This window comes from Streptomyces sp. NPDC029956 (genome assembly GCF_055574655.1).
In genome coordinates, this window is the sequence record NZ_JBVHZJ010000020.1 from 83,653 (window position 1) to 104,993 (window position 21,341).

The following is a 21,341-nucleotide window of genomic DNA, read 5'->3' on the forward strand; positions in this document are numbered from 1 at the left end:
ACCCCCCCCCACCCCCCCCCCCCCCCCCCCACCCCCCCCCCCCCCCCCCCCCCCCCCCCCCCCCCCCCCCCCCCGGGGGCGCCCCTGGGGGCGCGGGTTGGTTCAGTGCATGGCGATCGTCAGTGCATGACGGCCATGGCCAGCGCGCGGCGGGCGCGCAGCGAGACGCGCTCGGCGCGGCGCTGCATACGTCGAGCGGCGACCAGGCGCACAGCCTGGCGTTCCGCGTCGGCCTCACGGTGGCGCTCGTGCATATGGGCACGGGCCAGGGCTTCTGGGGCGAGTTGCATTTCACGGGTCCTGTTCTGACGCGCGGTGGGCGCGGCGGAGGGGAAGAAGACTGGGGTCGCGGAGCCGGCGGGCTCGCTGGTGGAAGAGGTCATCGGGGCCTGCTTCTGGGGATCGTGCGTGAGGGGGCGGTCGATGGTTCCGGTGGCGCTCATGCCGCGACCGGGTTCTTGCGCGGACGGCCACGGGGCCGCTTGCGGGCGACGACCACGCCCTGGACGAAGAGCTCGCCACCCCAGACGCCCCACGGCTCGCGCCGCTCCTGGGCGCCGGCGAGGCAGGCGGCCACGAGGGGGCAGGTCCGGCAGAGGGACTTCGCGTACTCGACGTCGGCCGGGGACTCCGCGAAGAAGACCTCCGGGTCGTAGGCGCGACAGGGGACGGGGACGCCGAGGTTCTCGATGGCGTCGTCGAGCGCGGTGAGCGTGCTGAGGGGGGTCAAAGTGGGGTCCTCCGTGGGGCGGCCGGGCTGGGCGATCGATTCGGAAGGCGGTACGGACGGGGCGTGCGCTTCGAGTTGCACGGTGGTCTTTCCTCGTCTGGTCGTTCCGGCCTGTTGACCGGGGTTTCGGCTGGTACCGGGGTGCGTCTGTCCCGAGGCGTCCTCGTGTCGTCGTCCCCGTTCGGGGACAAACAAAAGGGCCGCGGATCCCGGGTGGGGTTCCGCGGCCCTGAAGGCGCCGGTCTGATCATGGATCAGACTGGATCACTCCAGGGTTCGAGCCCACGGAAGGCCCACATCTTGTGGTCATGCGTCGTCGTCTGCTGCTGGGTGCCGGCACCGGTCGCCGCAAAGTCATAGGCCTTGGCCTTGCCTGCTGCTCCTGCTTCCAGTGCCTTGGTCGGTCGCTCATTGCGAAGCTCCACGGCAGGGCGCAGACCGGCGCCGGCAAGGCCGGAGACGGGCAGACCGGTGCCAATGAACGCCGAGGCGGAGAGGCCGAGCGAGCAGGCGGAGACGACGGAGCGATCGGTCATTTTGACGGTGCTGACGAAGCCGGCACGGCTGATGAAGCTGGCGGTGCTGGTCTGAATGACGTTGCTGATCACGTGGAATCGCCTCCTCTCGGCGTCTCGGAGGGCTCGGGTGCGAGCCGGACCCTCATGTTTATTTGGACAAGTACAGCACAGAGACAGGGCTTCTTAGAAGCCGCTGTTTCCGTGGTTAAGAACCTATGGGGCTTGACGGGGCAGGCGCAAACTATTTTTCCCACGAGTTTCACTCAGCTGTCGTCGAGGCCCGCCCCGCCGTCCTCACCTGCGCAGATGGCCAGGACGTCGGCGCCGAAGCGGTCGAGCTTGCGGGCGCCGACGCCGGAGATCGAGGAGAGCTCCCCGCCGGTGGCGGGGACCCGCTCGGCGATGGCCATCAGCGTCTTGTCGGTGAACACGCAGTACGCCGGCTGGCCGAGCTCCCTGGCCTGGTCGGCACGCCAGTCGCGGAGCCGCTCGTACAGCGCCTCGTCCATGTCCGAAGGGCAGTCCTCGCACCGCATGAGTTTCATGGCGCCCGCCTCGGTGAGGGTGGCCCCGCAGACCCGGCAGAGCACGGGGCCGCGCGGCTTGCGGCGGCCGGCGGCCGCGCCCCGCTCGAAGGAGCCGGACCCGCCGGAGGCGACGGTGCCGAGGGAGCCGGAGCCGGGCCTCAGGCCCTTGAGGAAGCGGCTGGGGCGCCGGGAGGCCCGGCCGCCCGGGGAGCGGGAGAGCGCCCAGGACAGCGTGAGGTGGAGCCGGGCGCGGGTGACGCCGACGTACAGCAGGCGCCGCTCCTCCTCGATCTGCTCGTCGGTCTTGGCGTAGGTGATGGGCATCATGCCCTCGGTGAGGCCGACCAGGAAGACGGCGTCCCATTCGAGGCCCTTGGCGGAGTGCAGCGAGGCGAGGGTGACGCCCTGCACGGTCGGCGCGTGCTGCGCGGCGGCCCGCTCGTCGAGTTCGGCGACCAGGTCGGAGAGGGTGGCACCGGCCCTGGCGCGGGCGAAGTCCTCGGCGAGGCGGACGAGGGCGGCGAGGGACTCCCAGCGGTCGCGGACGGCCCCGGAGCCCGAGGGCGGCTGCGAGGTCCAGCCCTTGGTCGAGAGGACTGCCCTGACCTGGGCGGGCAGGTCCTCGGCGTCGTCGAGGAGGGAGTCGTTGCCCCCGGCGCGGGCCGCGCCGCGCAGGGCGATGCCCGCCTCCCGTACCTCCTGGCGCTCGAAGAAGCGCTCGGCGCCGCGCAGCTGGTAGGGCACTCCGGCGTCGGCGAGGGCCTGCTCGTACACCTCGGACTGGGCGTTGATCCGGTAGAGGACGGCGATCTCGCCGGCCGGGACGCCGGCGGCGATGAGGTCCCGGATGCGGCGGGCGGTGCCCTCGGCCTCGGTCGGCTCGTCCGCGTACTCCGTGTAGACGGGATCGGGGCCGGGGTCGCGCTGGGAGATCAGCTCCAGGCGGTGCTCGGCGGCCCGGCCGCGGGCCTGGCTGAGCAGTCCGTTGGCGAGGTGGACGACCTGGGGGGTGGAGCGGTAGTCGCGGACCAGCTTGACCACGGTGGCCCCGGGGTGGCGGGTGCGGAAGTTCAGCAGGTGGTCGGGCGTGGCGCCGGTGAAGGAGTAGATGGTCTGGCTCGCGTCGCCGACGACGCACAGGTTGTCGCGGTCGCCGAGCCACAGGTCGAGCAGCCGCTGCTGGAGCGGGGAGACGTCCTGGTACTCGTCCACGACGAAGTGCTGGTACTGGCTCCGGATCTGGTCGGCGATGTCGTGCCGGTCCTGGAGGATGCCGACGGTGAGCAGCAGGACGTCCTCGAAGTCGATCACCGAGCGGTCGCGCTTCAGCTGCTCGTACATCGCGTAGATCTGGCTGATCTCCGCCGGATCACGAGGGGCGTCCCGGTGGGACTTGGCGACGATGGCGGGGTAGTCGGCGGGGACGGTCTGGGTGACCTTGGCCCACTCGATCTCGCCGGTGACGTCCCTCAGCTCGTTCCGGTCGAGCCGGACCCGGCAGCGGGCCGCGGCGTCGGCGACCAGCTGGATCTTCCGCTCCAGGAGCCGGGGCAGATCACCACCGACTGCTTTCGGCCAGAAGAACTGGAGCTGACGGAGGGCCGCGGAGTGGAAGGTGCGGGCCTGGACGCCGCCCGCGCCGAGCTGCCGGAGCCGGCCGCGCATCTCGCCCGCGGCACGGTTGGTGAACGTGACGGCCAGCACGCTGGCGGGCTGGAGTCTGCCCGACCGCACCCCGTACGCGATGCGGTGGGTGATCGCCCGCGTCTTGCCCGTGCCGGCGCCCGCCAGCACGCACACCGGGCCGGTCAGGGCCAGGGCGACCTCGCGCTGCTCCGGGTCGAGCCCGTCGAGCACCGCGTCGGCCGTCTCCGGGACCTGCGGGAAAAGAGTGGAGTGCGTTGCTGCTGTCACCCTCCAATGCTGCCAGGTCCGCCGAGCTCGCCGCGGAGGCTTGTCCACAGGCCGCGGTCGCGGTCATACGAATTCCGGGAATGGCCGGGACCGGGCGTACGTTCTCTCTCTCGGCACCCGTCAGCGAACCAAGAGGAGCGCCTCGCCATGCAGGGCACTGTGACGATGTACAGCACCACGTGGTGCGGCTACTGCCGTCGGCTGAAGAGCCAGATGGACCGCGAGGGCATCGCGTACACGGAGATCAACATCGAGCAGGACCCCGACTCGGCGGCCTTCGTCGAGAAGGCGAACGGCGGAAACCAGACCGTTCCGACCGTCCTCTTCCCGGACGGCTCGACCCTGACGAACCCGAGCCTCGCCCAGGTGAAGCAGGCGCTCAGCGTCTGAGCCACCCGGCCCCCGACGCCTGAGGAACCCCCGACCGGTACGGACCGGCCGGGGGTTCCGTGCGTGCAGGGGGCGCGTCCGGGGCGGCGAGGAGATCCCGAGGGGTTCGGGTGAAGATCGCGAAACGCCCCTGCGGAGACCGCGAGGAGCGGCGGCGCACCGGGGGTGACGCGGACCGGTCGGAGGTACCGTACGACCGGGATTTCGCCTGCGCGAACCCCATAAACACCCTCCCGCCGTGAAGAGCGTCACACAGCATCCCGTCTTTGTGGGGCTTCTGTCAGCACCCCTATGCTCTCGTCCCGACCGAGATTTGCGACTGCATATCCAGGTGGGATACCTCGTGCTCAACCAGACAGCCCCTGCCCCTCTCGCCGCGCCCGTGTCCTGGAGCCGCGTGCCGGGCACCAGGCCGGACGCCGCGGGCCGAGGCCGCGGACGTCTCCACGTCCTCGACGGCCTGCGTCTTGTCGCCGCCCTCATGGTGGTCGGCTACCACTACCTCGCCTTCGGGGAGGGCTGGCCCGCGCCGGTCGAGCGACTCTTCCCCGGCACCTACTCCGTGGCCTCGTACGGCTACCTCGGCGTGGAGTTCTTCTTCCTCATCAGCGGCTTCGTCATCTGCATGAGCGGCTGGGGCAGGCCGGTGAAGGAGTTCTTCGTCTCCCGTGTGACGCGTCTCTACCCGGCGTACTGGTTCGCCGTCGTCGCCACCTCCGTCACCGTCGCGGTGATCCCCGGCGGGCGCGAGCACCTGCCCTGGAACGACATCCTCACCAACCTGACGATGCTCCAGGAGCCGCTGGGCGCCGACTCCGTCGACCCGGTCTACTGGACCCTCTTCGCCGAGCTCCGCTTCTACCTGCTCTTCACGGTGCTCGCCTGGTGGGGCCTGACCTACCGCCGGGTGCTGCTGTTCTGCTGCGCGTGGGGAGCGGCGAGCGTCCTGGTCTCCCCGGCCGAGCCCGGCCCCCTGAAGCTGCTGCTGATGCCCGGGTACAGCTGGTTCTTCATCGCGGGCATGGCCTTCTACCTGATGTACCGGTTCCGCCCGAACCTGATGCTCTTCGGCGTCGTCGGCGTCTGCTACTGCGCCTCGCTCGCGCCCTCCATCGAACGGTTCAAGAAGCTCACCTTCCTCGGCGACCGGCCGGCGTGGCCCGTGCTCGTCGTACTCGCCGCCTTCTTCGGGGTGATGGCGCTCGTCGCGACCGGCAGGCTCTCCGGCATCCGCTGGCGGTGGCTGCCGGTGGCCGGGGCGCTCACCTATCCCCTGTACCTGCTGCACGAGGTCATCGGCTGGGAGCTCTTCGCGCGCTTCGGGGCGCGGGTCTCCCCCTGGGTGCTGCTCACCGCCGTGCTGCTCGGGATGCTCGTGCTGTCGTACCTGGTCCACCGTCTCGTCGAGCGGCCGCTCAGCCGGAGCCTCAGGCATCGCCTGCTCCGTCGGTGAGCACCGCGGAGACGTCCCCGTCCGGCCGTGCGGGCGGGGACGTCCTCAGGTGCGGGACCGTCTCAGATCACGTCGCCGGGCTTCGGCAGCGGCTTGCCGTACCAGCGCTCGATCAGTCGGGAGGCGATCGAGATGCCGTACGGCGGGATCACCTCGCCCGACTCGAAGGCGGCGGCCAGGTCCTCGCGGGAGAACCAGCGGGCCTCGTGGATCTCCTCGCCGTCCACGGTGATCTCCGAGGAGGTCGCGCGGGCGAAGAAGCCCAGCATCAGGCTGGACGGGAACGGCCAGGGCTGGCTCGCGATGTACTCGACCTCGCCGACCGTGACGCCGGCCTCCTCGAAGACCTCGCGGACCACCGATGCCTCGATGGACTCGCCGGGCTCGACGAAACCGGCGAGGGTCGAGAAGCGGCCCTCGGGCCAGTGGACCTGGCGGCCGAGCAGCGCCCGGTCCTCCTCGTCCGTGACCAGCATGATCACCGCGGGGTCGGTCCGCGGGTAGTGCTCGGCGCCGCACGCCTGGCAGCGGCGGATGTGTCCGGCGGCGGCGATGACCGTGCGTTCGCCGCAGCGCGAGCAGAAGCGGTGGAGGCGCTGCCAGTTCTCCAGGGCCACCGCGTGCACCATGAGGCCCGCGTCCCGGTCCGAGAGCAGCAGTCCCGCCTCGCGGAGCCCGGCGGGCCGTGCGGACTGGTCCATGCGGCCGGGCAGGGAGTCCTTCTGGAGCGCGAAGTAGGAGACGCCGTCGGCGTCCGTGCCCAGGAAGTAGCGGTGGGTCTCGGTGACCGGGGCCTCGAAGGCCGGGGTCATGACGAGTTCGGTCGTGCCGTCCGCGGTGTCGTCGATCAGCACCTGCCCCCCGGAGACCACGAAGACCCGCGTGGTGGGGTGGCTCCAGGCCGCCGCCAGCCACGCCTCGTCGAGGCGGTGGTGCGCGGCGCGGTCGATGCCGCTCGGGGCGGTGAGCGAGATCGGGCGGTCCGCTGACGCGTTCTTCAAGGTGCTCACAGGTGCTTCCAACTCCCCCGGATCGGTGTGTGGGTTCAGCGCTCGGCGGTTCAGGCGGGACGAAGGGCGGCGGACAGGTCGCCCCACAGGTGAGCGGTCGTCTCGACGCCCTTCATGAGGAGATCGAGCTCGATCTTCTCGTTGGGGGCGTGCCAGCCGTCGGACGGGACGGAGATGCCGAGGAACAGGACGGGTGCCTCCAGGACGTCCTGGAGGTCGGCGGCCGGTCCGGAGCCGCCCTCGCGGGTGTAGCGGACCTTGGCGCCGTCGAAGGCCCGGCTCATGGCCCCGGCGACCGCCGTGAGGGCGGGGTGGTCGAGCGGGGTGAGGCAGGGGCGGGTCGGGGCGCCGAAGACGATCTCGTACCGGATGCCGGCGGGGACGAGACCGGCGAGCCAGTCCCGCACCGCGAGCTCGATCTTGTCCGGGTCCTGGCCGGCGACCAGCCGGAACGACAGCTTGAGCTGGGCGGAGGCGGGGACGATCGTCTTGCCGCCGGGGCCCTGGTAGCCGCCGCCGATGCCGTTGACCTCGGCGGTGGGGCGGGCCCAGACCCGCTCCAGGGTGGAGAAGCCGGCCTCGCCGAGGGTGCCGTGCGACTTCGCCGTGCCCAGCCAGGCCGCCTCGTCGAAGGGCAGCTCGGCGACGAGGGCGCGCTCGGCGTCGCTGAGCTCGGTCACTCCCTCGTAGAAGCCGGGGATCGCCACGTGCTCGTCGGCGTCGTGGAGGGCGGCGACGATCCGGCCTGCGACGGTGGCCGGGTTCGGCACGGCGCCGCCGAAGGAACCGGAGTGGATGTCCTGGTCGGGGCCGTACAGCTCGATCTCGCAGTCGGCGACCCCACGCATGCCGGTGCACACGGTGGGGGTGGTCTCGGACCACATGCCGGTGTCGGAGACGATCACGACATCGGCGGCGAGGCGCTCGGCGTGCGACTCGACGAGGGCCCGGAAGTGCGGGGACCCGGACTCCTCCTCGCCCTCGACGATCAGCTTGAGGTGGACGGCGGGAGCGGTGCGACCGGTGGCGGCGAGGTGCGCGCGGACGCCGAGGGTGTGGAAGAACACCTGCCCCTTGTCGTCGGCCGCCCCGCGCGCGTACATCCGACCGCCGACCACGGTCGGCTCGAACGGGTCCGTGTGCCAGCCGTCCTCGCGGGCGGCGGGCTGTACGTCGTGGTGGCCGTAGACGAGGACCGTCGGCGCGTCCGGGTCGTCGGAGGGCCATTCGGCGAAGACGGCGGGGGCGCCGTCCGTCTCCCAGACCTCGACCGTGCCGAAACCGGTCTCGGTGAGCTTGGCGGCGAGCCACTCGGCACTGCGCCGTACGTCCCCTGCGCGGTCCGGCTGCGCCGACACGGAGGGGATGCGCAGCCACTCCGCGAGGTCGCCAAGGAAGGCGGCACGGTGCTGCTCGATGTACGTACGTACGGCGTGGACGGCGCTGTCCGGGGTCTCGCTCATGCCCCCGAGCCTATCCGGCGCCCGGGGGTGCCCCTCCCGGCAGGATGGCCTGGTCGGCGTCCGGGGCCGGCTCTCCGAGGAGGAGGGCCTCCAGCTCGGCTCGGCCGGGCAGGCGGGTGGGGCGGGCGACCTCGCCCGTCCGTACGTAGACGAAGGCGGCGGCCACGTCCTCGGGTGGGAGGCCGTGCTGCTCGGCCCAGGCGAGCCGGTAGATCGCGAGCTGGAGCGGGTCCGCGGTGCGCAGCCGGCTCGTCTTCCAGTCGACGATCTCGTACGCGCCGGAGTCCGGGTCCCGGTAGACGGCGTCGATCCGGCCGCGGACGACCCGGCCGCCGAGCGAGAGGTGCACGGGGACCTCGACGCGGTACGGGGTGCGGTGGGCGTACTCGGTACGGGCGAAGGCCTCCTTCAGCTCGTCGAGGTCCCGCTCGTCGAGGATCTCCGGTTCCCCCGCGAAGTCCTCCCCGCCGGGCAGCTCCTCCGGTCCGAGGAACGGCAGCGGCAGCTCCTCGAACCGGGACTCCACCCAGGCGTGGAACCGGGTGCCCCGACGGGCCGCCGGCTGGGGGGCCTTCGGCATGGGCCGGGCCAGCTCCCGGGCGAAGCCGTCGGGGTCGGCGGCGAGGCGGAGGACCTGGGAGGCGGAGAGGTAGGCGGGGAGGACCACGTCACGGGTGGTGGCGCGGGCGCGGCGGAGTTCGGCGGTGAGGGCGGTGAGGTCGCGGTCCCAGGAGGCGATCGTCCTCACGTCCTCGGGGGTCGGCGGGTGGGACTCCTCGCGGGGGGCGGGGACCGCGTCCGCGTGGGTGTCCTCGGGGAGTCCGTCCTCGTCCCAGACGGGTTCGTCCGCGTCCCACAGGGGTTCGTCCTCGTCCCGGACGGGCTCCTCCTCGTCCGGCCAGAGGTCCTCCGGGCGCGGGTCCCGGTCGACGGGCGCCGCGCCGTCGGGGTCGTGCCCGCCCGGCCCGTCCTGCGGGACGATGGCCCACAACCTGGCCAGGACGTCGTCCGCCGCCTTCCGGCGGCGCCTGAACGACTCCCCGTCGAGCGGGAGCGGCCAGGTCTCGTCGCCCTCCGCCTCCGTCAGCGTCGGGTTCTTCGCGTCCTTCTCCGGTTCCTCCGCCCATGCCTCGATCTCCCCGTGGCCCGTCTCGCAGTGGGCGTACAGGGCCTGGAGGAAGTCCGACGGGCCTCGGGGCTTCTTCTGGGACGGGCCCCACCAGTGGGCCGAGCCGAGGAGGAGGCTCCGGGGGCGGGTGAAGGTGACGTAGCCGAGGCGGAGCTCTTCGGTGAGCTGGTGGTCCCGCATCTCGTTCTTGAAGGCGGTGAGCGCCTTGGCGTTCCAGGTGTCGATGGCCGGCAGCGTGGCCGCGTCGCCGCGCAGGGCGTGCGGAAGGACCTGCGGCTGCGAGGTCCACGACTCGCGGGCCCGGGCGCTGGGGAACTGGCCGGTGACCAGGCCGGGGACGGCGACGACGTCCCACTCCAGGCCCTTGGACTTGTGGGCGGTGAGGACCTTGACGGTGTTCTCGCCGCCGGGCAGGGCGTTGTCGAGGCCCTTCTCGAACTGGACGGCCGTACGCAGGAAGCCGAGGAACGCGAGGAGGCTCGCCTCGCCGTCCAGGGAGGCGAAGCCGGCGGCGATGTCGAGGAAGTGGCCGAGGGTCTCGCGGCGGCGGGCGGCGAGCGCGTGCGGGGAGGCGGACAGTTCCACCTCGAGGCCGGTCGCGGAGAGCACCCGGTGCAGGACGTCCATGAGCGGGTCGGCGAGCGAGCCGCGCAGGGCGCGCAGCTCGGCGGCGAGGCGCGCGAAGCGGACCCGGGCGTCGGCGGAGAAGGCGAGGCCGTCGTCGGCCGCGCCGCCCGATTCGAGGAAGGTGTCGAGCGCGTCGGCGAGGGAGACGACCTCGGCCGGGTCGACGCCCTCGACGGCGGCGGCGAGCCGCTGCTCGGGGTCGGGTTCGCCGCCGCCCCGGTGGACGAGGTGACGGGCCCTCCTGCCGAGGAGCGCGAGGTCGCGGGGGCCGATGCGCCAGCGGGGGCCGGTGAGGAGACGGACCAGGGCGGCGTTGGCCCCCGGGTCCTGGAGGACCTCGCAGACGGCGACCAGGTCGGCGATCTCGGGCAGGTGGAGGAGGCCGGAGAGGCCGACGACCTCGACGGGTACGTCACGGGCGACGAGGGCCGCGTGAATGGCGGGGAAGTCGGTGGCCGTGCGGCACAGGACGGCGATCTCGCCGGGCTCCCGGCCGGTGCGGACGAGATGGGCGAGGGAGTCGGCGAGCCAGTCGATCTCCTCGGCGTGGGTGGGGAGGAGCGCGATGCGGACGCTTCCGTCGGCCTCGGCGCCGGGCGCGGGGCGCAGCGCCTCCACGCCCGCGTGCATGGCGCGCAGGGGCGCGGCGAGTCCGTTGGCGAGCTCGAGGAGGCGGCCGCCGCTGCGCCGGTTCTCGGAGAGCGAGTAGCGGTCGGCGGGGCTGCCGTCCTTGTGCGGGAAGTGCTCGGGGAAGTCGTCGAGGTTGGCGACGGAGGCGCCGCGCCAGCCGTAGATGGCCTGGCAGGGGTCGCCGACGGCGGTCACCGCGTGGCCGGTCGCCCGCTGCCCGGTGCCCTGGCCGAAGAGGCCGGAGAGCAGCAGCCGCTGGGCGACGGAGGTGTCCTGGTATTCGTCGAGGAGGACGACCCGGAACTCGTCGCGGAGGATCTCGCCGACCTCGGGCCGGGTGGTGGCCAGTTCGGCGGAGCGGGCGATCTGGTCGCCGAAGTCGAGCAGGTCGCGGGAGCGCTTGGCGGCCCGGTAGCGGACGACGAGGTCGAGGAGTTCGCGGCGGGCGGTGGCGGCCTCGGGGATCTTCCGCAGCTCGGCGTTGCTGAGCTTGGTCCCGGCGAGGCCGGTGAGCAGCGCGGAGTCGTACGAAAGAAGTCTTTCCGGCGGTACGAGGTGTTCGGCGAGCTCGGCGTCGAGGGCGAGCAGGTCGGTGATCAGGGTCGCGAAGGAGCGGGTGAGTGCCGGGTACGGGCCGGGGGCCTCGCGCAGGACGCGGGCGGCGAGCTGGTAGCGGGTGGCGTCGGCGAGGAGCCGGGAGGTGGGTTCGAGCCCGATGCGGAGGCCGTGGTCGGTGAGGAGCTGCCCGGCGAACGCGTGGTACGTGGAGATCCGGGGCTCGCCCGGGAGGTAGTAGGGGTCGGCGGCCGCCGTCGAGGGGTCGTGGCCGGGCACCGGGTGGGCCGGGTCGATGCCGTCGGGGTCCGTCACCCCGGCCCGGACGAGGGCGGTGCGGACGCGCTCGGCGAGCTCACCGGCCGCCTTGTTGGTGAACGTGAGACCGAGGACCTGCTCGGGGGCGACCTGGCCCGTGCCGACCAGCCAGACGACCCGGGCGGCCATCACCGTCGTCTTGCCGGAGCCTGCTCCGGCCACGACGACCTGCGGGGCGAGCGGCGCGGTGATGCAGGCCGTCTGCTCCGGGGTGAACGGGATGCCGAGGAGCTCCTTGAGCTGCTCGGGATCGGTGATACGTGCGGTCACCTCAAAGAGGCTAACGCGGAGGACCGACAGTCCGGTCCTGTCCGGTGCCGTCCGGCCCGGCCGGCCGGCGAGACCCTCCTCACGCGGGCGTGCCCGGGTCCAGCTTCGACAGGTCCACCGTCTCGTCGGCGGGCGGGACCACGACCCGGACGGGCTTGTCGTAGTCGGAGAGCCGGAGGGCGCCCGGTTCCGCGCCGCCGGCCTTGACCATCCTCAGGATGTACGGCTTGCCCTCCTGGGACACGGACACGGTGGTGGTCTCGCCGTCGGTCTTCTTCTTCACGAGGTTCGCGACGGGGGTGCCGTCGACCTCCGTGTCGGGGCCCCTGGTCAGTCCCCTGCGTTCCGACTTGTCCTTGTCGAGGTCGGCGAGGAGCGACTTCAGGTCGCAGACACCGCTGAGGTCGGCGCTGCCAGCCTGCCCCGGGGCGATCTTCAGCCAGCGGCCCTTGACCAGCTCGACCGTGGCGTCGATCTGGGCGTCGGGCATTCCCTGGGAGGCCATGGAGACGCGCCAGAAGGCCTCGTCGCCCTTCATGTAGGTGATCCGGTCGATCTTGCGGAGCTCGGCGGTGCCGCCCTCGATCTTCATCACACCGGTGCACTCGTCGCGGTCGTTCACGGCGAAGTCGATGTCGAGGGGCTGTTCCTCCGTGACGACCCGGCCGGTCATCCGGAGCGAGGTCGCCGATCGGGTCGCCGCGACCGCCTTGTCGCCGATCTCGTCGGCGGTGAGACCGGAGAACGGATCGGGCGACGGTGCCGACACCGAAGGTGCGGCGGCCGCGGTGCCGGTCGTCGCGGCCCAGGCCGCGACGGGTGCGGGACCCGTGACGACGGCGACGGCGCAGACGACGGCCGCGGCGCGGAGCTTTCGGTGGGACGCCATGCGAGCCTCCTCGCGGTTTCCCCGATCCCTGTCCACCAGGGTCTCCCCGGGCGCGCGTGCCCGCGAGTCCGCGCGCCGGGGTCTCCCGCGCGGGTGCCCGCGACTCTCCGCGCACCGGCGCCTCCCCGCGCGCGTGCCCAAGGCTCGGGGCGGCCCGGGCCGTGCCGTCAGTCGACGACCTGGCGGCCCTCCGGCTGGGCGCTGCACGAGGCGCGGAACGAGCAGTTCGTGCAGTGCTGGCCGGTGGTGGGGGTGAAGCGCTCGTCGAGGACCCGGCCCGCGGCGTTGGCGAGCAGTTCGCCGACCCATTCCCCGGCGAGCGGTTCCTGCGCCTGGACCTTGGGGAGGGCGTCGCCGCCCTCCTTCTGCGGGGCGGCCTGCCGGAGCTGGACGAGTTCGGCGCCGCCGGGCTCCGGCCGCCGCCCGTCGAGGACCTCGTCGAGGGCGCCCTCCCGGACCGCGAGCTGGTAGACGGCGAGCTGCGGGTGCTGGGCGACCTCGTCCTTGGTGGGGGCCGCCTTGCCGGTCTTGAAGTCGACGACGTACGCGCGGCCGTGCTCGTCGGTCTCGACGCGGTCCATGGAGCCGCGGATGCGGACCTCGTACGCCCCGGCCTCCAGGGTCACGTCGAAGCCGTGCTCGGAGGCGGCCGGGGTGCGGCCGCCGCGGTCCATGACGTGCCAGCTCAGGAAGCGTTCGAGCGCCACGCGCGCGTTCTGCTTCTCCTGGGCCGACTTCCAGGGCGCGTCGAACGCGAGGGCGTCCCACACCGAGTCCAGGCGGGCCATGAGGACGTCGAGGTCGGCGGGGGTACGGCCGGAGGCGACCTCGTCGGCGAGGACGTGGACGACGTTGCCGAAGCCCTGGGCGGCGGTGGCGGGGGCCGCGGCCTTGACCTCGCGGCCCAGGAACCACTGGAGGGAACAGGTGCTCACCAGGTTGTCGAGTGAGCTCGGCGAGAGGGCGACGGGCCGGTCGCGCTCGCGCAGCGGCTCCGGACTGCGGGTCGGCTCGAACAGGCCCCACCAGCGGTCCGGGTGCGCGGCCGGGACCAGGGACTGACCGTCCTCGTCGGTGAGCGCGGCGAGCTCGGCGAGCCGGTGGGCGGCGGCGTCACGGAGCGCGGGCGAGGCGTCCGGGTCGACGGTGGTGGCGCGCAGCTCGGCGACGAGCGCGGAGACGGCGAGGGGGCGGCGGGGGCGGCCCGGCACGTCCTTCGGTTCGGCGCCGAGCTCGGTGAGGAAACGGGAGGGCTGGTCGCCGTCCTCGGCGGCGGCCTTCACGGCGGTGACGACGAGCCGGTCACGCGCGCGCGTGGCGGCCACGTAGAAGAGGCGGCGCTCCTCGGCGAGGAGGGCGCCGGGGGTGAGCGGCTCGGCGAGGCCGTCCCGGCCGATGCGGTCGGCCTCCAGGAGGGAGCCGCGGCGGCGCAGGTCGGGCCAGAGTCCCTCCTGGACACCGGCGACGACGACGAGGCTCCACTCCAGGCCCTTGGACCGGTGGGCGGTCATGAGGCGGACCGAGTCGGGGCGGGTGTGGCGCCGGGTGAGGGTGTCGGCGGCGATGTCCTGCGCGTCGAGCTCTTCGAGGAAGTTGAGGACACCGCGGCCGCCGACGCGCTCCTCTGCGCGGGCGGCGGTCTCGAAGAGGGCGCAGACGGCGTCGAGGTCCCGGTCGGCGTTGCGGCCCGCGGGTCCGCCGCGGAGCGCGGCCCGCTCGAGCCGGCCGGGCCAGGGGGTGCCGTTCCAGATCACCCAGAGGGCCTCCTCGGCGGTGCCGCCGTCGGCGAGGAGGGTGCGGGTGTCGCGGAGCAGGTCGCCGAGCCGCTTGGCGCCGCGGGCGTAGGCGGGGTCGTGGGCGGCGAGGCGCTCGGGCTCGGCGAGGGCACGGGCGAGCAGGACGTCGGAGGGGGCGGGGACCTTCGTCCCCGCGGCCCGCTCCTCGTCCCGCAGTGCCCGGCCGAGGCGGCGGAGGTCGGCCGGATCCACTCCCGCGAGCGGCGACGCGAGCAGCTCCAGGGCGGTCTCGGTGGGAAGCCACGCCGCCGTGGCATCGCGGTCCACGGGCTCGCGGTCCACGGGCTCGGGGTGCACGGGCTCGGGGTGCACGGGCTCCGGGTGCACGGGCTCGGGCTCCACGGGCTCGGGGCCGGGTGCGGCGCCGTCGTCGGTCGTGGCCGCCCCTGCCCGGACGTCGTCCGTGGCCGCCTCCGCCCCGGCGTCGTCCGTGGCCGCCTCCGCCCCGGCGTCGTCCGTGGCCGCCTCCGCCCCGGCGTCGTCCGTGGCCGCCCCCGCCGCTCCCGCGGGACTCCTGCCCACGGCCGAGGCCACCGCCCGCAGGGCCAGCAGCAGCGGGGCGACCGCCGGTTCGTGGCGGAGCGGGGTGTCCGCCGCGTCCGTCTCCACGGGGACGCCCGCCGAGGTGAGGGCGCGGCGGAGGGACGGGAGGTTGGCGGAGGCCCGGGTGAGGACGGCCATGTGCTGCCAGGGGACGCCGTCCTCCAGGTGGGCGCGGCGCAGCAGGTCGGCGATGTTCTCGGCCTCCGCCGAGGCCGTCGGGTACGTGTACGCCTCCGCCCGGCCGCCGTCCCGGGCGGCCGTGAGGTCCCGGTGGGCGCGGACCTTGTCGGCGGGGAGCCGGGGCATCGGCATCCGCAGGGCGAGCTGCCGGGTCGCGCCGAGCAGTTCGGCGCCCGAGCGGCGCGCGGTGCGCAGGACCCGGACGTCGGCGCCGCCGAAGGCCGCGGGGAAGTCGAGGATGCCGTTCACGTCGGCGCCCCGGAAGGCGTAGATGGACTGGTCGGGGTCGCCGAAGGCGACGACCGTGCTCCCGCCCGTCGCGCGCCCGCCGCCCCGCTCGGACGCCCTTCGGGAGGCCCTCGTCGCATCGCCCGCGAGGGCGTGCAGCAGCCGGACCTGTGCCGGGTCGGTGTCCTGGTACTCGTCGACGTAGATCGCGTCGTACGCGGGCAGGCTGATGTCCTCGGCGAGGAGCACGGCCCGGTGGACGAGCTCCGTGTAGTCGAGGACGCCCTGGAGGTCGAGGACGTCGAGGTACTCGGCGAGGAAGCCGGCCGCGGCCTTCCAGTCGGGCCGGCCGACCTGCTCGGCGAAGTGGGCGAGGGCGTCCGGTCCGAGGCCGAGTTCGCGGGAGCGCGCGAGGACGGCCCGTACCTCGTCGGCGAAGCCGCGGGTGGTGAGGCAGGCACGGAGTTCGTCGGGCCAGCGGATGCTTCCGAGCCCGGCCTTCTCCAGGTCGATGTGGCCGGCGAGGAGTTCCCGTACGGCGAGGTCCTGCTCGGGTCCGGAGAGCAGTCGCAGGGGTTCGGCGAAGAGTTCGGCGTCCTGGTGGGCCCGGATCAGGGCGTAGCAGTACGAGTGGAAGGTGGTGGCCTGCGGCGGGCGGCGGCCGCCGAGCCGGGCGGCCATGCGGTCGCGGAGTTCGACGGCGGCCTTGCGGCTGAAGGTGAGGACGAGGAGCCGTTCGGGGTCGGCGCCCTTCTCCATCCGGGCGGCGACGGCCTCGACCAGGGTCGTCGTCTTGCCCGTGCCGGGTCCGGCGAGGACGAGAAGAGGTCCGCCGTCGTGGTCAACCACTTCGCGCTGGGTTGCGTCCAGCTGAGGGGAATCCATCGGGGCCGGCGTGGTACGCACCAGTCGGTACGCGCCCGGGTTCCGCGGCCGTCCCGAACCCGGGTACGGCTGTCCCTGGTACGGCGGCGTACGCCGGGTGGTCGAGGAGGTACTCACGTGGGTCGCCGGTCCTGGTGGGAGTGGTGGTGCGGGTGAGGCGGCCGTCCGCCGCGGCCGGCCGGCGGGCTCGTCGGCCCGCCGTCGCCTCGGGGGACGCGAACGTCGACGTTACGCGAAACGGCCCGCCGCCGAGCCGTACTCCGCGCCCCGTTCCGTACCGCGTACGCACCCTCCGGCGCCGCTCACGCCCGGCCCCGCACGGTCGTCCCCGGTCGACGGGCTCAGGTGTGAGTTCCGTCCCAGCGCGCCCGACGCATGTCGATCTTCGGCAGGTGTCCCCCGGCCGCCGGGCCCCGCTCGCGCAGCGGCGTGCCCTCCTCCCGGTAGTGGTCGAGGGCCCTCAGCTCGTGCCCGGGGAGCAGCGTGCCGTCCGAGCGGACCACCCGCCACCAGGGGGCCGTCCCGCCGTACAGGGCCATGACCCGGCCGACCTGGCGGGGCCCGCCCTCGGCCAGCCATTCGGCGACGTCGCCGTAGGTCATCACCCGGCCGGGCGGGATCCCGTCGGCGACGTCGAGCACCCGTTCCGCGTACTCGGGCAGTTCTCCGGGCTCCCCCACGGGTACCTCCATGCTCATCCGTCCCATCCTGCCTCACCCCACCGACATGGCCCTGATGCCTCCGCGCGGCGGCTCTTCGTGCCACCATCGTGCGGGCGGTGACTGGTGATACGAGATCAAGAGCGACAAGTACAAGAACAAGAGCAAGAACAACAGCGAGCACCACAGCCGGAACAACAGCGAGAACGAGAACGACACGACGCGCATGCAGAGACGGACATGGTGATGGCCCCGGACACCCAGCCCCCCGAGGAGGGCCAGGCCGACGTGCCCGAGCGGGTCTCCGGTGACGAGCCGCTGCTCGCCGCGCGGGTCCACCGGCCCTCGGACCTCATGCGGCTGCTCGCCGGTCTGCTCGCCATCGGGCTCGTCATCGCCATCGCCGCGTTCGCCCACGCGACGACCTCGGGCCTCGAAGAGGACATCAACAAGGGCGCCGTCGGCGCACCCGACGTCTTCGTCAAGATCGCCGGTCTCGTCTCCTCCATCGCCGTCCTGCTCGTCCCCGTAGCCTTCGCCATCGAACGCCTGATCAAACGTGACGGGCTGCGCATCGCGGACGGCGTCCTCGCCGCCGTGCTCGCGCACGGCCTCACCCTCGCCACCGACCTCTGGGTCGCCCAGGCCGCGCCGGGCACCATCCAGGACGCGCTGACCCAGCCGGCGTCCGGCGGCGGGCTCACCGACCCCGTGCACAACTACCTCGCCCCGGTGATCGCGTACATGACCGCCGTCGGCATGGCCCGCAGGCCGCGCTGGCGGGTGTCGCTCTGGGTGGTGCTGCTGCTCGACGCGTTCACCATGCTGGTGGCCGGCTACACCACCGCGCTCTCGATCATCCTGACCGTCCTGATCGGCTGGACGGTGGCGTACGGCACGCTCTACGCGGTCGGCTCCCCCAACGTCCGTCCCACCGGACAGACCCTCCTCGCCGGACTGCGCCGGGTCGGCTTCAGGCCGGTCACGGCGCTGCGCGCCGAGGGCGTGCCCGACTCGTCGGACAGCGGCGACCGGGGACGCCGGTACATCGTGACCCTGGAGAACGGGCCGCCGCTCGACGTCACCGTCGTCGACCGCGAACAGCAGGCGCACGGCTTCTTCTACCGCGCGTGGCGGCGGATCACCCTGCGGACGATCACCACCCGCAGGTCGATCGTCTCGCTGCGGCAGGCCCTGGAGCAGGAGGCGCTCCTCGCCTACGCGGCGATCGCCGCCGGGGCGAACGCACCGAAGCTGATCGCCACCTCCGAGCTCGGCCCCGACGCCGTCATGCTCGTCTACGAGCACATCGGCGGCCGCAGCCTCGACTCGCTCGACGACGACGACATCACCGACGAGCTGGTCCGCAGCGCCTGGCGGCAGGTACGGGCGCTCCAGTCGCGCCGGATCGCGCACCGCCGGCTCACCGGCGACGCGATTCTGGTGGATCGTTCCGGCAGAGTGATCCTCACCGATCTGCGCGGCGGCGAGATCGCCGCCGGCGACCTGATCCTGCGCATGGACATCGCCCAGCTGCTCACCACCCTCGGTCTGCGGGTCGGTGCCGAGCGCACGGTCGCCGCGGCCGTCGAGGTGCTCGGCCCGGACGCCGTCGCCGACTGTCTGCCGCTGCTCCAGCCGATCGCGCTGAGCCGCTCCACGCGCGCGACGCTGCGAAGACTCGCCCGGGAGCGGTCGGCACGCGAGCGGGAGGCCGTGCTCGCCGCCTCGGAGGCGGCCAAGCACGAGCGGGAGCTGGCCAAGGCCCAGGCCGCGGAGGCCGCCGCGGACCCGACGGCCGCGCGGGCGGAGACCAAGGCCGAGAAGAAGGCGGACAAGAAGGCCGAGAAGAGGGCTCTGGACACGGCGCTCGACGAGGCCCGCGAGGAGGACCTGCTCGCCCAGATCCGGCGGCAGGTGCTGCTCATCCGCCCGCAGGCGCCGGCGGAGCCGGTCCGGCTGGAGCGGATCAAGCCGCGGACCCTGGTCAGCATGATCGCGGGCGCGGTCGCCGCGTACTTCCTGCTGTCGCAGATCTCCCGGACCCCACTGTCGACGATCAGCGAGGCGGACTGGCGGTGGGTGGCGGCCGCGGTGCTGTTCTCCGCGGTCAGCTACGTGGCGGCGGCGATGAGCCTGCTCGGCTTCGTACCGGAGCGGGTCGGGTTCTGGCGCACGGTGGTGGCGCAGGTCGCCGGCTCGTTCGTGAAGATCGTCGCCCCGGCGGCGGTCGGCGGCGTCGCCCTCAACACCCGCTTCCTCCAGCGCTCCGGGGTACGGCCCGGACTCGCCGTGGCGAGCGTCGGCGCCTCCCAGCTCTTCGGGCTCGGGGCGCACATCCTGCTCCTGCTCTCCTTCGGCTATCTGACGGGGACCGAGCGGTCGCAGTCCTTCACGCCGTCGAGGACGGTCATCGCCGGTCTCCTCACGGTCGCGGTGCTCGTGCTCGTCGTGACGGCGATCCCGTTCATGCGGAAGTTCGTGTCGACGCGGCTGCGCTCGCTCTTCGCCGGTGTGGTGCCGCGCATGCTGGACGTGCTCCAGCGGCCGATGAAGCTGATCACCGGCATCGGCGGCATGCTGCTGCTCACCCTCACCTTCGTGCTCTGCCTCGACGCCTCGATCCGGGCCTTCAACCACACCAGCGTGTCGATCAGCTACGCGAGCGTGGCGGTCGTCTTCCTCGCGGGCAACGCGCTCGGCTCGGCCGCGCCGACCCCGGGCGGCGTGGGAGCGGTCGAGACCGCGCTCACCTTCGGTCTGGTGGCCGTCGGCCTCCCCATCGAGGTCGCGACCCCGGCCGTGCTGCTCTACCGCCTGCTGACCCTGTGGATCCCGGTCCTCCCGGGCTGGCTCTGCTTCAACTGGCTGACGAAACGCGAGGCGCTCTAGGCCTGTCCGGAAGGTGGCGCCGTACGCCCACGGGCAGGCGGGATCCTCCGGACGCGGCCCGGCGGCGGAGCCGGTCCGCGCGCCACCCGCATGGACCCCCGTCCCGCGCGGCGCCGGGGGCGGCGGCCCACCATGGGCCTATGCCGATCTCCGCCGCGCAGCGCGCCGCTCTGCTCACCGCCACCACCGTGCTGCTCGCCGCCGGGTGCTCGGACGGGGGCGACGAGGCGGACGGGACGAAGCCGAGCGGCACGGCCGGGATCTCCGCGCTGGCGGCGCAGAAGCTGTCCTGGGCCCCGTGCCCGGCGCCGTCCGCCGCCGAGGGCGGCGGGCCCGCGCCCTCGCCGCTGCCCGGGGGCGCCGCCTGGGAGTGCTCCTTCCTCCAGACGCCGCTCGACTGGTCGGTGCCGGAGGGCGAGACCATCGAACTCGCGCTGATCCGGGCCCGCGCCCGCGACCAGGACCGGCGGATCGGTTCGCTCGTCTTCAACTTCGGCGGGCCCGGCGGCTCCGGAGTCACGGCGCTGCCCGGATTCGCCAACGAGTACGAGGACCTGCGCGGCCGCTACGACCTGGTCTCCTTCGACCCGCGCGGGGTGGGCCGCAGCGACCCGGTGGAATGTCTCACCGACAAGGAGCTCGACGACTACTACGCCCTCGACTTCACGCCCGACGACGAGGCCGAGGAGCGGACGCTCTCGGACGCGCAGAAGAGGTACGCGGCCGGCTGCGACAAGGACGCGGGACCGGCCCTGCCGCACGTCGGCACCGAGAACGCCGCCCGGGACATGGACCTGATGCGCCAGGTCCTCGGCGACGACAAGCTCCACTACTTCGGCATCTCGTACGGCACCGAACTCGGCGGTGTCTACGCCCATCTCTTCCCGAAGAACGTCGGCCGGGCCGTCTTCGACGCCGTCGTCGACCCGGAAGCCGGCGTCGAGGACGGAGCGCTCGGCCAGGCGAAGGGCTTCCAGCTCGCCCTGGACAACTTCGCCCAGGACTGTGTGGACCGCGGCGACGCGTGCACCCTTCCCGGCTCGACCGTCGCCGAGATCGAGACCTTCGTGGTCGATCTCCTCGCCTCCCTCGACAAGGAGCCGATCCCGGGCATCGGCGACCGCAAGCTCACCCAGACACAGGCCACCAACGGCATCGCGCAGGCCCTCTACTCCAAGGAGTTCTGGACCTATCTGGAGCAGGGGCTCTCCGACGCCGAGGGCGGCGACGGGGCGCTCCTCCTGACCCTCTCGGACTCGATGAACGGGCGCGGCCAGAACGGCTCCTACAGCAACATCCAGGCCGCCAACGCCGCCATCAACTGCGTCGACTTCAAGGAGCGCTACACCCTCGGCCAGGCCAAGGAGCGGCTCCCCCAGTTCCGCGAGGCCTCCCCCGTCTTCGGGGACTTCATGGGCTGGGCGCTCTCCAGCTGCTCGCAGTGGCCGGTGCCCGGGACCTGGGAGCACCCGGACGTCTCCGCGCCGGGCGCGGCGCCGATCCTGGTCGTCGGCAACACCGGCGACCCGGCCACGCCCTACGAGGGCGCCCGCTCGATGGTGAAGGCGCTCGGCGACGGGGTCGGCGTGGAGCTGACGTACGAGGGCGAGGGTCACGGCGCCTACAACAGCGGCAGCGCGTGCGTGAAGAAGGCGGTCGACGCCTACCTCCTGGACGGCAAGGTCCCGGTCTCCGGCACCGTCTGCAAGTAGCCCCCGGCGGCTCCCCCAGGCCT

14 protein-coding genes are annotated in these 21,341 nt (G+C 73.1%); 4 read left to right on the plus strand and 10 right to left on the minus strand.

All coding sequences use genetic code 11. The features are described from left to right. Positions 1-119: 119 nt before the first annotated feature. The 4 genes from ACZ4XX_RS18445 to ACZ4XX_RS18460 all read right to left on the minus strand — a co-directional run bounded on the left by ACZ4XX_RS18445 (position 120) and on the right by ACZ4XX_RS18460 (position 3,689). Positions 120-443: a hypothetical protein gene (locus ACZ4XX_RS18445; protein WP_055600983.1), complete on the minus strand. Its 324-nt coding sequence runs from the start codon at positions 441-443 to the stop codon at positions 120-122. Continuing rightward, the gene (locus ACZ4XX_RS18450) at positions 440-811 is read right to left on the minus strand and encodes a WhiB family transcriptional regulator (RefSeq protein ID WP_030320770.1); all 372 of its coding nucleotides are present in this window, start codon (positions 809-811) and stop codon (positions 440-442) included. Before ACZ4XX_RS18450 ends, ACZ4XX_RS18445 begins: the two co-directional genes overlap by 4 nt. Positions 812-984: 173 nt before the next feature. Then, positions 985-1,338, minus strand: coding sequence for a hypothetical protein (locus ACZ4XX_RS18455; protein ID WP_468508913.1), 354 nt, complete (start codon positions 1,336-1,338; stop codon positions 985-987). A gap of 173 nt (positions 1,339-1,511) precedes the next feature. Continuing rightward, a complete protein-coding gene (locus tag ACZ4XX_RS18460) occupies positions 1,512-3,689 on the minus strand; it encodes an ATP-dependent DNA helicase UvrD2 (RefSeq protein WP_468508914.1) in 2,178 nt (725 codons plus the stop codon). A 147-nt stretch (positions 3,690-3,836) separates the two neighbouring features. Here ACZ4XX_RS18460 and ACZ4XX_RS18465 point away from each other — a divergent pair, with 147 nt between their 5' ends. Both ACZ4XX_RS18465 and ACZ4XX_RS18470 read left to right on the plus strand, forming a co-directional pair. After that, positions 3,837-4,079, plus strand: coding sequence for a mycoredoxin (locus tag ACZ4XX_RS18465; RefSeq protein ID WP_073912119.1), 243 nt, complete (start codon positions 3,837-3,839; stop codon positions 4,077-4,079). A 343-nt stretch (positions 4,080-4,422) separates the two neighbouring features. Continuing rightward, complete coding sequence (locus ACZ4XX_RS18470; protein ID WP_468508915.1) at positions 4,423-5,532, plus strand: acyltransferase family protein; 1,110 nt, start codon at positions 4,423-4,425, stop codon at positions 5,530-5,532. Positions 5,533-5,594: 62 nt separating this feature from the next. Here ACZ4XX_RS18470 and nudC read toward each other — a convergent pair whose 3' ends face one another. From nudC to ACZ4XX_RS18500, 6 genes are all read right to left on the minus strand, one after another. Continuing rightward, positions 5,595-6,542 (minus strand): NAD(+) diphosphatase, encoded by a 948-nt coding sequence (gene nudC, locus ACZ4XX_RS18475; RefSeq protein ID WP_468508916.1) that lies wholly within the window; start codon positions 6,540-6,542, stop codon positions 5,595-5,597. 50 nt (positions 6,543-6,592) lie between these two features. Beyond that, on the minus strand, positions 6,593-8,005 hold the full coding sequence (locus ACZ4XX_RS18480; protein WP_468508917.1) for a dipeptidase: 1,413 nt from the start codon (positions 8,003-8,005) through the stop codon (positions 6,593-6,595). A gap of 10 nt (positions 8,006-8,015) precedes the next feature. Beyond that, entirely contained in the window at positions 8,016-11,534 is a 3,519-nt protein-coding gene (locus ACZ4XX_RS18485; RefSeq protein ID WP_468508918.1) for an ATP-dependent helicase, read from the minus strand. A gap of 79 nt (positions 11,535-11,613) precedes the next feature. Then, complete coding sequence (locus ACZ4XX_RS18490) at positions 11,614-12,423, minus strand: hypothetical protein (RefSeq protein ID WP_468508919.1); 810 nt, start codon at positions 12,421-12,423, stop codon at positions 11,614-11,616. A gap of 167 nt (positions 12,424-12,590) precedes the next feature. Continuing rightward, positions 12,591-16,172 (minus strand): ATP-dependent helicase, encoded by a 3,582-nt coding sequence (locus ACZ4XX_RS18495; protein ID WP_468508920.1) that lies wholly within the window; start codon positions 16,170-16,172, stop codon positions 12,591-12,593. A gap of 224 nt (positions 16,173-16,396) precedes the next feature. After that, a complete protein-coding gene (locus tag ACZ4XX_RS18500; RefSeq protein ID WP_468508921.1) occupies positions 16,397-16,762 on the minus strand; it encodes an MGMT family protein in 366 nt (121 codons plus the stop codon). A 192-nt stretch (positions 16,763-16,954) separates the two neighbouring features. On the opposite strand from ACZ4XX_RS18500, the gene ACZ4XX_RS18505 reads away from it, so the two are divergent. Both ACZ4XX_RS18505 and ACZ4XX_RS18510 read left to right on the plus strand, forming a co-directional pair. Further along, positions 16,955-19,606 (plus strand): flippase-like domain-containing protein, encoded by a 2,652-nt coding sequence (locus ACZ4XX_RS18505; protein ID WP_468508922.1) that lies wholly within the window; start codon positions 16,955-16,957, stop codon positions 19,604-19,606. A gap of 140 nt (positions 19,607-19,746) precedes the next feature. Beyond that, complete coding sequence (locus ACZ4XX_RS18510; RefSeq protein WP_468508923.1) at positions 19,747-21,318, plus strand: alpha/beta hydrolase; 1,572 nt, start codon at positions 19,747-19,749, stop codon at positions 21,316-21,318. Positions 21,319-21,341 lie beyond the last annotated feature (23 nt).